This is a genomic window from Flavobacterium gyeonganense, from assembly GCF_029625295.1.
Classification (GTDB): domain Bacteria; phylum Bacteroidota; class Bacteroidia; order Flavobacteriales; family Flavobacteriaceae; genus Flavobacterium; species Flavobacterium gyeonganense.
Genome location: NZ_CP121112.1, coordinates 3,688,426 through 3,702,355, shown reverse-complemented (window position 1 = coordinate 3,702,355; position 13,930 = coordinate 3,688,426). Strand labels below are relative to the sequence as shown.

Below are 13,930 nucleotides of genomic sequence, written 5' to 3'. Positions count from 1 at the left end.
GAATAGTTGATAATGAAATAATTTCGACATTTTTCTTTTGCAACTCTATTTTTAAAGCTTTAGGATTGTAACCAGTTGTATTAATATATCTCATTATTATAACCCATTTTCATTTAACTTTTTCATTATTAACTTAGCAATTTCTTCCCTTTCTTTGATTTCTGCTTGACTTATATCTGCTTGTTTGTAAACATCTAAATCTTCCAATGCCATAATAAAATCTTTATATAAGGGGTCAGCAAATGGTTTATTAAAATCAATATCTTTTAAGCTTTGGCTTAATTTAGTTAATTCCTCGTTTTCTTCTTCATTCAGATTACTTTTCTCTTGTTTAACTAATAACTTTCGTCTTTCAATCATATCATTCAAAGTCTCACTATCGAGTGTAGAATTTAAACCAAAAATTTCACTTGTTAAAATGGCATCAACCCCCATACCTTTTAAATCTTTATCAGGTTTATATGTTCTTTCTACGTTTTGATTTGGTTTGTTGAATATAACGACATTTTCTTTTGAAAGTCCTGATAGCAAAACAGGATCATGAGTCGTCATTAGTATTTGTGATTTATGACTATTTGTTACTTTTTTAAAAGTTTCTGTATAGTCATATTTCCATTGAGGATTAAAATGTGTTTCAGGTTCGTCAAACAAAAACAAAGATGTTTCATCTTTAAACATCAATAAAGTTCCTATTACATGAATGAACTGGTGTTCCCCATCTGATAAGTTTTTGTAGTTAATTGGATAATCTACATTATTTTTCCTTACCCTAACTTCAGAAATTTGGAAAAGCTTTTTAGTAGGATTGAAATCTGCTATATCATAATTGTTATAGATTTCAATATCAGAAACTAGCAAATCATCTATTTTACCCTTATCAACAAAATTTAAATTTAAATACCCAATGCGTTTTAAAAGTGTATATAATCCAGCCGCATCAACAAAATTATTTTGTAATTCTTTCTTCAAATTTTCAATATTTTCGAAAGTATGTTTCGTAATATCAGAGGCTATCACTAATTTATTTGTAGACTTACTTTCAAAAAACTCAAGAAGTTTATTAATATCAACATCAATAGGTAATGTTCCTCTTTTATGTGTATTTCTATTGATAATTAAGTCAAAACTGTCTATATCTTCAATCAATATAGTTTCTTTTAAAATATCTGCTTCATTTCCTTTTGCCATCAAAAAATTAGCTAGAAGAATACTCGAATTTTCTTCATAATCAATATACCTTAATCTACTATATTCAACATTATCTCTGTATGTCGATTTGTATTCTTGAATTAAAGTATTGTAATATCTAAATTTAATTCTTGTGAATGGAATACTTAATAACTCATTTTGTCCCGATGAATAACCAATTATTCTTTTAGGTAAAATAGATTTCATTCCTAAAGCAATTGGGTGTTCTTCGCTTTTAAAAACCCAATAAAAACTTGGTAAGTAGTCTTTATGTTTTATAATTTTAATATGAACAAATTCAGTATCTAGTGTAATTTCACTATCTGCAGTTATGAATTCCATATCCCAACTTAATGGTAATAAATATTCTAACTCAAAACTATTTATTAATGTTATATCAGAATGTTGCTTTACGAATTTTAAGAACGTTTGGTCTAAATAACTGAAGATTTCACCCAGTGCTTCTAGAACATTTGATTTTCCTGAGCCATTAATTCCAACCAAACAAATAGGTTCGTTTAAATTTCGATATAATCTTTCGTCATCTTCCCTAAAGATCAATTCAAAACCTTCAGGCAAACTTCTAAATGAATCATTTAACTTTAACCGTAATAACTTCATGAATTTATTTCTTAATATTTAGCTCTCCTTTAAATGCCTTTTGACTCAATACTCCATACATATTTTCTAACTCATGCAAGCTAGCTTCGTATTCCTTTTTTAAACTTTCTGCTTTTTCGACGATTGTGGCAAATTGATTTTGAAGTTCAATAGGTGGTAATAAAATTTTAAAATTTTTAATCTTTTTTAAATTCAAATAAGGCTGTCCACCACCTTCTGTTTGATTCCAAATATATTTTCTGTATTGCGGTAATCGAAGATGAGCTATAATATATTTAACATTTACAAGTTCATTATTAACTGTTAATTTAGCAACACCTGTAGTTGACAATAGTGCTTTAAAATTCTGATTAAATAAACAAGATTTTCCAATAGTATTACCAACCCTTGCTATTAGTATGTCATTATATTGAATTTTACTTCTTTTCAACTCCTCATACTTCTTTTCATTTATATATTTAAATTGATCATTATAAAAACCCTCATCACGAATATTATTAATTCTAATAATAGGAATACCAGTTTCAAAATAATCCCCCTCTTTCAAACTTGATCCAAATGGACCATCTACGATTGAATATTTTTCTTTAGCTGCAATCTCTTCTAACGCAACAACCTTATGTTTCTTGAGATTAATAAAAGGATCTCCAAACATCTCCAAAAAAGTACTTCTTAAAAAATCATCTAAAAGGTCTATACTTTCTTTGCGTTGTTTGATTAAGTTTTCGGCCTGAGTTAAAACTTCTGCAATACGGATTTGGTCTTGAAATGAAGGTAAAGTGAATGATAATTTCGCAAGATTACCTCTTGAAATTCTTTGTCGGGTTGTTCCTGTGACAAATTGACTTATTGATTTTCTAAAATCAAAACTATTAATTAGAAACTTAAGCCATATATTGGATACTATTTTTCTATCAGGGCGAATAATACATACGTCTACAACCGTTACGCAAGGCATATCTAATTCTGGAAATATACAAGCTCTCCCAATTGGATCTGGCATTCTTGCAACTAAAATATCACCTGGTTCTAAAAAAGTACATTTTAATTTTTTTGCACTGTCTATCGTAAGAAATCTATTTGATTTATTTATAAAATGTCCGTCTCCAATATCAGCTAACTGTAGTAATCTTACATCTCCATTTGGATCTTGATCTTTACTTTCAACCCAATCCCCATCAATAAAGACTCCATCTTTTCCAATAATATCATTAAAAGTTACAGTCCTCATTTAATTATTTCTTTTAATTCACTAATCCCTTTAATGATATTTTCTTCTAAATTTTCTAATTTTTCAAATATTACTTTTGGCTTTTCGTATTCAACTTCTTCATATACCTCTTTCCTATATTTGCTATAACTTAAATCATAATTGTTTAATACAATTTCTTGTTTGTCAATGGTAAAGTATGTTGCTTCACGTTCCTTATCACTACTAGGTATTGCTATTCTATTTTGAAACTGCTTTACGATATCTTGTAAATCACTACGTTCAATTTTATTACGCTTATCATCTAATGTATATCCATCATTTTGCATATCGTAAAACCAGACGTTATTGGTTTCGCTACCTTTGGTAAAAATTAAAATAGCTGTACTCACTCCAGCATACGGTTTAAAAACGCCACTTGGCATTGAAATCACCGCTTTTAATTCACTTTTTTCAACCATAATTTTACGGCATTCCACAAAAGCTTTTCCACTACCAAATAGAACTCCTTGAGGGATTACAATAGCCGCTGTTCCACCCATTTTGAGCATGGTGTAAATACGTTCTATAAAGAGCAATTCCGTTTTGGTGGTATTCAGTTTTAAACTCTCATTAATGTCCCCTTTGTCAATATTACCCGTAAAAGGTGGGTTAGCCAATACTAAATCGTACTGTGAATCTTCGTTATACGATTTACTAAGGGTATCTTTATAGTCAATATTGGGTTGGTCGATACCGTGCATCATCAGGTTCATTAGTCCTAATCGAACCATAGTTGTATCGATATCATAACCATACAACGAATCTTCAACAATATGTTTCAAGTTTTCATTTAACGTAGCCGAAACCGTGGCACGCATAAAACCATCTTCATCAGGTTGTAAAGCTTCCGTATTTTCCTTTTTAACTAAGTCGGTTAAAATGTATTGGTAGGCTCCCAACAAGAAACCAGCCGTACCACAAGCAGGGTCAACAATTCGTTGTCCTAATTGCGGTTGTACCAAATCATTCATTAATTTAATGATGTGGCGAGGCGTTCTAAATTGGCCGTTTTTACCAGCACTGGCAATTTCGCCTAATAACATCTCATAAACATCACCTTGAATATCTTGAAACGCATGACCGCCTTCCACGGCATCTCTTTCAATTTCAATAAAGATTTCTTCAATGATTTTAATAGCTTCCACCAATAGAGAAGGTTTAGGCATAATAAAAACGGCATTAGCCATCGCTTTGGTAAACTTAGAACCTCCTTCAAATACCTTTAAAAAAGGGAATACTTTAGTTTGTACATGCAATAGCATTTCATCCGCAGGCATGCGTTTAAAGGTTCTCCAACGCAAATCTTGTTTGTTAACATATGTGTTACTCCCAGGAATTTGGAATTGACCTTCAAATTTTGAAGTATAAGCTTCATCTGTAAACTCAGCATCACGTTCGCGTTTGGCTTCTAAATCATCCATTTGTTTCATAAAAATCAAATAGGTAATTTGTTCAATGGCTGTTAAAGGGTTGCTAATACCACCACTCCAGAAGTTATTCCAAAGACGGTCAATTAGGGATTTTAATATTGGGTTTGTCTGTAACATGCTATGCAGCTAATAATTTATTTGTAAGAGTAATAATTTCTTCTATTTCATTGGGTTTGAACACACCACGGATACCTTCAGGATGTAACATGGTAAAGGGTGATTCAATCAAATTTCGTTTGCTAAGTTCTCCTTTTTCTATGATATATTTTTTAAGTAAATCTAAAAACTGCAACTGTCTAGCTGTCAGATAAGAGTGTTCTTTTATAAATTCAGTAAATGCCTTTGAAACTGTTTCAGGAAAAGATTCTAAAGACTGGATACCTAAAATGTGTTTAATAAATTGCACCAATTGTGCTTTTCGGTGCGCATACACCCGGCGTAACAAATCTACTGTAATATGAGGATGTTCATCGTGCAGGACTTGGGCCAAACTTTCCGTTTCTTCAAGTGTAATTTCATGTCCTTGTTTCAACTTCTGTAAAATAGGATTGTCCTGTACTAACTGATTCACCGTTTCTTCTACTAACTCACGGTATTTTGCTACACTCAAAGCCTCGTGTTGTGGACCAAATTCAACAAATTCTTTGGTATATACTTCATCTTTAAAATTGTATTTGGCAGTTCCTAGCGGTTTCACCGTCTCTCTAAAACGCATTAAAGGAGCCATTTTTAGGATTAATTCATCGAAACGATCTTCGTTAATAGTTGCCCAATAGTTATTGGTTTGCGCTTTACGTATCAACTCGGCTTCTTTAGCTACGGCACTTACTGTTAAAGGTAATTCGCTAATTTCTTCAACGATACTATCTTTTAAGGCTTCAAATTTTTCTTTTTCTTCGCACAAATGCGCTAAGGAAACTTCTAATATGTCTTTTTCAAAACGCATCGCTTTGAAATCAACATCAGAAACCGTTCGTAATAACGGTTTTATAACTAAGCGTAAAAAATCGAGTTTATCGTGTGTTAGCAGATTCCAAAAATTATCGTCTTTTAATCGCTCTAATTCGGCTTGCGCATCAAGAATTACTATCGAATTTTGAGGTAATAAGGCTATTTGTTTTCGTAATTTTTCTACCTCACTTGTTTCAATAGTTTTATTTTGTAGTTCTTGGGCTTTTTCAATTTTATCCAATCGAATACCAAACAAACGAACTGGTAAAGGAATTTGGTTTTTTAATTCTTTTCCTTTCGGATTGATTTTGAAATATTCGAAATTATCCCAACAATCCATAATGAGAAAATTATCTTTTTGAGTACACCAAGGTTTCATTTTTGATGGTTCTAATAAACGTGTACCACGACCTATCATTTGCCAAAATTTGGTATAGGAAAAAACAGGTTTTGCAAAAACTAAATTAACCAATTCTCGTACATCAATTCCTGTATCCAACATATCGACACTAATTGCTATACGTGGTAAATTATTATGTGTGAATTGATCTAATAATCCTCCTTTACCATAAACTCTTGGATCGTCACTTACCAATACTTTAGCTAATTCACCATGATATTCGGGATAAAAAGCATCGAATAATTCTTCCATACGACGCGCATGTTTCATACTCGAACAGAAGAAAATCGTTTTACCAGGTAACACACCATCAGCATCTTTAATACACTCTTCCATGAATTCGCGAATTATCAATGCATTGGTTCCCTTGTTTGTAACTGATTTTTCAATGTCTTTCCCATCAAAATTAATTTCAGCGACTTCTTTACCTTGAAGAATTAACTCTTTTTGATCTTCTAAAGAAATAGTTCTTTTGTTTATCCCTTGTTCTAAGAACTTAGTCTTAATTTTCATCACCTGAAAGTTGCTTAAATAGGGAGGGATATTATTTACGGCTTCCTCATAAGTATACGCAAATGTTGGTATGCCATCTTCGCATTCAAAGAGGTTAAACGTATTATGATCAATTACGTCTGTAGGTGTAGCTGTTAGTCCTAATGTAATTGTATTGAAATAATCTAATATTTCTTGATACGTATTGTAGATACTTCGATGACTTTCATCTACCACAATCAAATCAAAAAAATGCGGACTTAAAGTATTTTCTTCATCCCTTATGATATTCAACATAGTAGGATAAGTCGAAACGTAAATTCTTCGATCTTTTGCGATCGACTTTTCACCAATCTTAGGCCATCTGGGTTCGTTTGGAAGGTGTTCTTTGAATGCCTCTAAACTTTGATCTCTCAACGCAATTCTATCAACTAAAAATAAAACGCGCTCTGCCCAACCAGCTCGCATTAAAGCATCTACTAAAGCAATACAGGTTCTGGTTTTACCCGTTCCGGTAGCCATTACTAACAAAAACTTTCTTTTGCGTTTCTCAATAGCTTCCATAACCGCACGAATAGAGGCAATTTGATAATCTCGTCCGGCAATTGAAGTATTAATCAATTCGCTAGCTAATGGTTTTCTGGCTTTTCGAATGTATTGGTAACGTTCAAGATCATCTCGTGTTGGAAACCCGTGTACTTTTCTTGGAGGATAATTCCCTAAATCCCAAAAATAAATATCATGTCCATTGGTAACAAAACAAAACGGTAATTCACCACCACGTTCATTTTGTATGTTGATACAATATTGTTTAGCTTGTTCCTTGCCGATGTTTGCATCTACTAAAGATTTTTTGGCTTCAACAACAGCTAACGGCTTACCATCTTTTCCTAGTAAAACATAGTCGCTAAATTGATGCCCTTCATATTTGCTTCCAGGCTCATTAACACCATCAGGTAAAGGAACTTGAATGTTAAATTCTTCAATTACTTGTGTAGTATCGTTGATATTCCAACCTGCGTCTTTTAGTCGAATATCAATTATTGATTGGCGAGTATGTCTTTCGTTTTTCAAAAGTCAATTTATCGATGTTATACTTTGTAAACATACAAAAAAGCAAGTAAAAGTAAAAAGTGAGTCTTTAAAAGTTATATGATCTTATTTCTCTTTTAACAATTTCTCCAAAACTTTAATCTGTTCATCTTTGGCTTTCAAAAGCTCTAAATTTAACCTCTTAATTTCTTCCAAAGCCTCAATCCATTTTTCTATTGGATTTACATTGAAAGTTGGATAGTAATTGTAACCATTAGATTGGTCATTAAAAGTATTAGAAATAATATTAATTGCCTGCTCCTCATCAAAATTCTGAAAAGCCTCAACAGGAATTTTCAACACAGCAGAAATTTGTTTTAGCAAACTGTCTTCAATTACATCTTTCTGCTCCAGCATAGAGATTTTCTTCTGATTCCAGTCTTCTCCCAGATCATAAGCCAATGCCTCCTGCTTTATGTTAAGCATTTCTCTAAAACGTTTTACGTTTCTTCCCTGATGTATTTTTTGTTCCATATCGAGTACAATTTCTGAAGGCTCAAAGATAAAGCCATCTGCATTAAAAAGTGTGAATTTCAAAGATAAAAAAATATCCGTAAAATATCCCTTTGTCAGATAGTATATCCAAATCAGGAATAGTTTATCCTTTGGAAAGAATAGAACTTCGTTGGTGAATCGTAAGCTACTCACTATGAAAAAGAATAAAAACGGTAAGACAGAAAAAACACTCCTAATAACGCATGCACAGGCAAAAACTGCATTGAGTCTGTTCTGGCAGGATCCGGAAAAACTGAAACTCGAAAAAGGAATTGCAGCACTGCTCGAAAAACTCAAAAATCCCGCTGTCAATAAAATATTCTACAACTATCCAGACCTTTTACAGCAATACGACTTAGAAGAACTGCTTTCAGGCAATCTGGAAATCCCTGATACTAACAAACAGGACGTCAAAACAGCAGGAATTATTTCGTGCCTGCAGGTACTGGTATATTTTTGTTATGACCTAAAAGAAAACCCAAATCCGGCTCACCATCAGTTTGACAGTCTCCGGTATATTTTAAAATCGATTACGGCATCAGAGTTCATAAACGAATTGCTCCTTATAGTAATCACAGTCACAGGAGTAGACTATTATAAAAAATATCGGCAAAAAATACAGCACTTCAATTTTGACACACAAAACGCCATATTGCTGGAGAGTGACCCTGAACTGCAGGAACACTTCGACCTGATGGTTTGGTTTGCAATGACCAGACTGTTTACAGAATCAGTGTATGTCTATTTCAGCGATCCAGACCAAAACCTTAAAACCACAAAATTATGAAAACCACAGCAAAACTTTTATTTCCAAAACTCCAAAACGAATATATAGCAAACATCCTGCGTCAGTTGGTCCGTCAGCATACCATCGTTCAGATATTTTTTACCCGGGAACCTTCACCCCTGTTTTCACAACTCATCATCCATACCGAAAAAAACGCCTCTGTCCAGGAGCTTCGGCAGAGCAAATGGGTCGCCAAAGTAAAAAACCAGTATCAGATTAATGTCTGTTTTGTCTATTCTTCAAAACTGCATCGTCAGTATGCTTTAGGAGCACCTTTCACTGCGTTTTACTGCCGTCCGGCTGCTGTGATCTATCAAAATGAAGAATTAGAAGAGGCTGTTTTCAGTACAGGAGAATGGAAAAAATACAAGAGGAAATTGAATGTCTATCAAAACAATTTCTACCACGATCACGAACTTCAGAAATGGCAGATTAAAAACCTCATGGCAGAAGGCGCCTCAAACAGTGTCTTTACCTCCTATGCCAGACTGCTGGAATACGACCTCCAATGTTTAGAAGAACTCTATACCGGAAACACTTGCAATACCCTAAGTCTCGACGAAAGAATCCGCAACCTGACCGCATGCATTCCCGAAATTCAAAAATACTTCGTCCGAAACAACCGAAACCAATATTTCCTGACAGCTCTTTTTGAAAAAGCAAAACAAGCAGCTTCAGAGGGTGATGCAATCTATAAAGACGAAATGTATCAGGCAGTTGAAAACAGCGAACAAAATCTGCTTCGCCTAGCCACAGAACGTTTTGACGAATTAAAGAAACAAATCAAAAAAGAATCGTCCAAAAAGCATTCTATGATAAAAAGCAAATATAAATAGATTAATTATCCTGCAAATTTATAAGTATTTATAAAGGGTGTTTTTCGGTTTATTACGGAGAACACTCTGCTTATTAATTTGCATCTTATATTATTCAAAACCAGCATTGTGTTTTTTCCTTCTTCTTTCTTTTTATTATAGTATTCTTTGAGCTGTGGATCGTATTTAATTGCCGTAAGCGCACACATCTGTAGAAGTGATTTCATCTTTTTTATCTGCAAAATGGTTGACTTTCGTCCTTCCTTTAATACTGGAACCCGAACTATATTCAAAAGGAGCGACGCCAGAGTAACAGGCAAATTTTCTCCAGGATTTAAAAGAGGTAAAACCTTTTGTGGCAATCAACAGATATATAGCTGATTGCTTTCCTATGCCGGGAACACTTTTTACTAAATTAAATTTTTCTTTTAAATCTTGATTTCCAATAATTACCTCATTGAGTTTTCGTTCAATCTCTTTCAGTGCTTTTTTAAGTGCTGCTATTGTTTTAAGATTTGTAGATGAGATAGTTTTATAAACATCTTTATCTATAAAAGCTGCTGCCTCTGAAGAAGCTTCAAATAATCTTCGTGCTTTTATCAATTTTTCTCTTTCAGTATAAAGTAGTTTTAAGATTTGAATTTCTTTTTCAGGAACTACAGATAAATTTAATTTATCAATATTTCTAAGGCTGTACAAAGCAATATCTTTAGCATCAGACTTATCGTTCTTACCTCTGACAATTCCCTTGGAGCGTTTAATCTCAATAGCGGGAACTACCCAATAATCTAAATTGTTTTCAGAAAGACTTATACTTAACGGATAAGTATAAACCCCAGTATTCTCACAACAGAACAAAACAGTATTTAAGCTGTATTTTCTTTTAATAAAATACTTGAATATGTCCTTAATTCCTTTTTTTGAGTTTTCTACTATGAAGTGTTCTACCTGTAGAGAGTTCTCAACATTCATTACTACAACATCCAATTTCAATTTAGAAATATCAATGCCAACATGAAACAAATACTTTTTCATAACTTTGATTTAGAGATTTAAAATAGTTGAACTTCTTTAGAGCCTTTATTAGACCTGCAAGTCTGTCATTCTATTTGAAGCAATTCAACAGGATCAAAGGAATGGCAGAGGACTAATGCGCCAGATAAGTCGTAAGCTTGGCGAGCGTCAAAGTTCACCTCTGCTTTCCTTTTGAAAAAGATACTGCTTTTTATCTAAAACAAAGTAAAGGCAAGCCTTAAGGTGATATATTATATGCATTAACGAAAGCAGCTTAAGTTTTTACAGTAGGGGCAGTCTTGCAAAGGCATCAATCAAGTTGCTTATTTAATTTTTTTTTCAGCAAATTGCATATAATTCATATACTATTTGAAATTCTCGGAATTATATATACAAAATATGATATATGTCAGATTCAGTGCGTAAGATAAATTTCCAAGATGTCAATGTCCGCATCCACTAGCAACCTGCAGATTGAGGGCACTTGTTCGCAACTTTCGTATTTAATCTTTATGCATTGCTCCAACTCGGAGATTTCTATCTCAAAGTAAAAAAATAGTTTGGCAGCCTCTCTGTTGCTTTCGGTCTTAACAATTATCCATCTTGGGTCACTTTTGTTTTTTATCAAAACTACAGGTTTTAGGATTAAATACTGCTTATGTGGCTTGTTCATAAGGGTAGTGTTTACTTCATCCCACTCTGATTTCAGCTTATGCAGAAAGTAAAATTAATCGATCGGAATGCTATTAAATTGTAAAAATGCGAACGGCACGCTATTTCTTGAACGAGAGGAAGTAATTGGGGATGTTTATCCTTTTCGGTGTCACTTTGGCAAATGACCGGAATGCATTTATAAAATGAGCTTGGTCGAAAAAGTCGCTGTCCAGGGCCAGGTCCGTCATGGAAAGGAGGTCCTGCTGCTGATAGGCAATGCTATCTACGGTATTTCGCAACCTTAGTATGAGAGACAGCTGCTTCGGAGTAAGCCCTATATGTTTCTTGAATATTTTTTGCAGGTGCCTTGAAGAGCACCCCAGGTAATCAGATAATTTCGAGACCTGCAGGTTGCCGTTGCTTTCCACTAGCATGGCTGCCGCACGGTAGATTAGTTCCTGCGTGCTGTCTTCCCGCATCATCGGTCCAAATGCCAATACGAAGGTCAGGTAGATTTCCTTGTGGCTTCGACCTGGAAGTCTGCTGAAATAATCACGTCCACTTTCCAGCACCTCGAGAGGAACAATCTGATCAGTAAATTTGCTCATGTCAGCAGCGGAAAAATGTGCAGGAGCCCAAGGATGCAATTGGACCATCGTCGCCTTGGAATAAGGGAGCAACTCCACGCTTATAGCTTGGGTCATCTGTCCGCAGAAGTAGCTGCCGGTCAGCAGGTGTTTCTCCCATCCCATATGTTTTATAATGAGTCCATTGCCTTCAATCACAGCAATATTAAAGCAGCCGTTCGGAAGAACTTGCCTATCAACTATACGTTCGGGATTGGCAAGGTTGTCCAGTATCCACATCTTTTTTAGGAATACCGAGAACCTCTTATCAGCATAGTACTCCTTATATTGAAACATTGTGTCTGTTTTTTGGCATTTTGTAAATATAGAAATTTTAAGCTATCCTGAAAGCAGTAAAAAAATGGAAGCAGATAAAGCAGGTCTACGTTTACAACATCAATAAGAAAATAGTTCAAAAAATTTATCAAGTGCTTTATTGAGTTTCATATTGTTTCTCCATCATTGCAGAATCATTATAAATAAAAATACAAAAGAAATTTTTTTGCTTAAACACAGAAAAGAAATTAAAGCAGAAGAGAATGTTCATTAAATCCTCAAATAGTTGCACCAATTAGCAGAGAGTTTTGAAAAATCCTATAAAAAATTAAAGCCACTTTCTTCCTGTGGCTTTGTTTGTCTTGTGTGAGCGATGAGGGTGTGGAAAACCCAGATCCAGAGTCGAGGCTTTACGATTAGAACAGTATCATGTTAAACTCTTCTTTTAAACTCAATGGTAAATGAATAAATATTAAATAAAATTTTAATTGATAAAAGCAACAACCATTTATTAAAAAATATTATTTTAGTTAAGTACTTCATGCTACAGTTTAACTACAATCTTTTACCAGACAAGTCTATGAGTTTTATTACAACCTTTGTCAAAAAAAAATATTCACTTGCCTTATTGGTGGTTTGTATGTCTTGCAACTCTCAGCAGCAAAAGGAAGTTAGGTTTGACACACAAACTATGAATTTAAAAGGAAATATCAAGCATATTACTGAAAAAACAGGAGACAAGACCTGGGATTTTGAGTTTAAAGATAACAACCTTTTGCTTGTGAAATCATATTTCCTAGGGGCAAGTTATGACTTGCAATATCGACTTGAATATAATAAGGGAAAGCTTTTACAAATACATAGTCGATCATCGGTAGTAAGTCCGGAGATATTTACTACCAATTTTGAATTGCGTTTGCCCTTATATGGTTTTCAAAACGCACACAAATTGGTCAGAAATAAGCAAGGGGATGTGGTAGGCGTGTTTTATAAAAACCAGACTCCAAATGAATATACGCTAAAATATACCTACGATAAGTTTAATAACTGGATCACCCGGGAAGTTTATATAGAACCTGGTAATTATCTTAAAGAACGCACTGAGAGAACCATTCTTTATGACAGGAAAATAGAGCAGAAAGAGATTAGTTCCTGGAATTCCAAACTAGATTCTATCTTTACCGTAGCTCAGAGAAGAAATGAATTCATTGCAACCTCAATAAACAATAATATTGAAGAGGATCATTCCAAATTAAACCTAATCAATAATTACCTAAATAAAAATTTTGATGGCGTAAAGACTACGGTGGCTGATGTCGACAATCTTATTATCCGGTTTGATGCAGTCTATGGAAAAGAAAACCTCTCCAAAGAATTAGAGTTTCTCAAAGATAAGATGGTAATTTTGCAGTCCATTGCAATGAAAGAAAGTTTCCTGTGGTCAGAATTGCAAGTGATAATTCCACAGCTGATAAGCGGTGAGAAGAGTGTAAAAGATATTCCAGAGCCTTTTAAAGACAGGACTTTACTTACTGCCTCCTTAGAACGAATTAAAGTTATACGACTATGGGAAGAGCAGTACATAAATAAATAGTATTTAACAATCAGTTGGCTTTTGTGTAATAGCGATACTAATTCCAGAAATAGAACGGATCTATTTTTTATAATTTTTACCAAGTATTTTGCAAAACGATTTCTCCGACTGATTCGTTTTTATTTCCAAGTGTTTTTACGATGCTATACCTAGTATAATTTTCAACTGTAATTTCAATAAGATAATTTTCTGAGTTAAGGTTTTTTATTAAAAATTCTCCATTATCATTTCGGACTTTAAAAT

General features: G+C 33.7%; 10 protein-coding genes. 3 read left to right on the top strand and 7 right to left on the bottom strand.

Features of this window, described 5'->3' with window-relative positions:
• Positions 1–96: 96 nt before the first annotated feature.
• From P5P89_RS15885 to P5P89_RS15865, 5 genes are all read right to left on the bottom strand, one after another.
• Complete coding sequence (locus P5P89_RS15885; protein ID WP_278009204.1) at positions 97–1,809, bottom strand: restriction system-associated AAA family ATPase; 1,713 nt, start codon at positions 1,807–1,809, stop codon at positions 97–99.
• Positions 1,810–1,813: 4 nt separating this feature from the next.
• The gene (locus tag P5P89_RS15880) at positions 1,814–3,040 is read right to left on the bottom strand and encodes a restriction endonuclease subunit S (protein ID WP_278009203.1); all 1,227 of its coding nucleotides are present in this window, start codon (positions 3,038–3,040) and stop codon (positions 1,814–1,816) included.
• Positions 3,037–4,608 (bottom strand): type I restriction-modification system subunit M, encoded by a 1,572-nt coding sequence (locus P5P89_RS15875; RefSeq protein ID WP_278009202.1) that lies wholly within the window; start codon positions 4,606–4,608, stop codon positions 3,037–3,039. Before P5P89_RS15875 ends, P5P89_RS15880 begins: the two co-directional genes overlap by 4 nt.
• Before the next feature lies 1 nt (position 4,609).
• Positions 4,610–7,408, bottom strand: coding sequence for a type I restriction endonuclease subunit R (locus P5P89_RS15870; RefSeq protein WP_278009201.1), 2,799 nt, complete (start codon positions 7,406–7,408; stop codon positions 4,610–4,612).
• A gap of 84 nt (positions 7,409–7,492) precedes the next feature.
• Complete coding sequence (locus P5P89_RS15865) at positions 7,493–7,900, bottom strand: helix-turn-helix domain-containing protein (RefSeq protein ID WP_278009200.1); 408 nt, start codon at positions 7,898–7,900, stop codon at positions 7,493–7,495.
• 175 nt (positions 7,901–8,075) lie between these two features.
• On the opposite strand from P5P89_RS15865, the gene P5P89_RS15860 reads away from it, so the two are divergent.
• Positions 8,076–8,708: a hypothetical protein gene (locus P5P89_RS15860; RefSeq protein WP_278009199.1), complete on the top strand. Its 633-nt coding sequence runs from the start codon at positions 8,076–8,078 to the stop codon at positions 8,706–8,708.
• On the top strand, positions 8,705–9,544 hold the full coding sequence (locus P5P89_RS15855) for a hypothetical protein (RefSeq protein ID WP_278009198.1): 840 nt from the start codon (positions 8,705–8,707) through the stop codon (positions 9,542–9,544). The genes P5P89_RS15860 and P5P89_RS15855 overlap by 4 nt, the downstream gene beginning before the upstream one ends.
• Positions 9,545–9,709: 165 nt before the next feature.
• Here P5P89_RS15855 and P5P89_RS15850 read toward each other — a convergent pair whose 3' ends face one another.
• Positions 9,710–10,558 carry an IS110 family transposase gene (locus P5P89_RS15850; RefSeq protein WP_278009197.1) on the bottom strand — a complete coding sequence of 283 codons (849 nt, stop codon included), beginning with the start codon at positions 10,556–10,558 and terminating at the stop codon, positions 9,710–9,712.
• Between the two features lie 752 nt (positions 10,559–11,310).
• On the bottom strand, positions 11,311–12,114 hold the full coding sequence (locus P5P89_RS15845; RefSeq protein WP_278009196.1) for a helix-turn-helix domain-containing protein: 804 nt from the start codon (positions 12,112–12,114) through the stop codon (positions 11,311–11,313).
• Positions 12,115–12,733: 619 nt separating this feature from the next.
• Here P5P89_RS15845 and P5P89_RS15840 point away from each other — a divergent pair.
• A complete protein-coding gene (locus P5P89_RS15840) occupies positions 12,734–13,687 on the top strand; it encodes a hypothetical protein (protein ID WP_278009195.1) in 954 nt (317 codons plus the stop codon).
• Positions 13,688–13,930 lie beyond the last annotated feature (243 nt).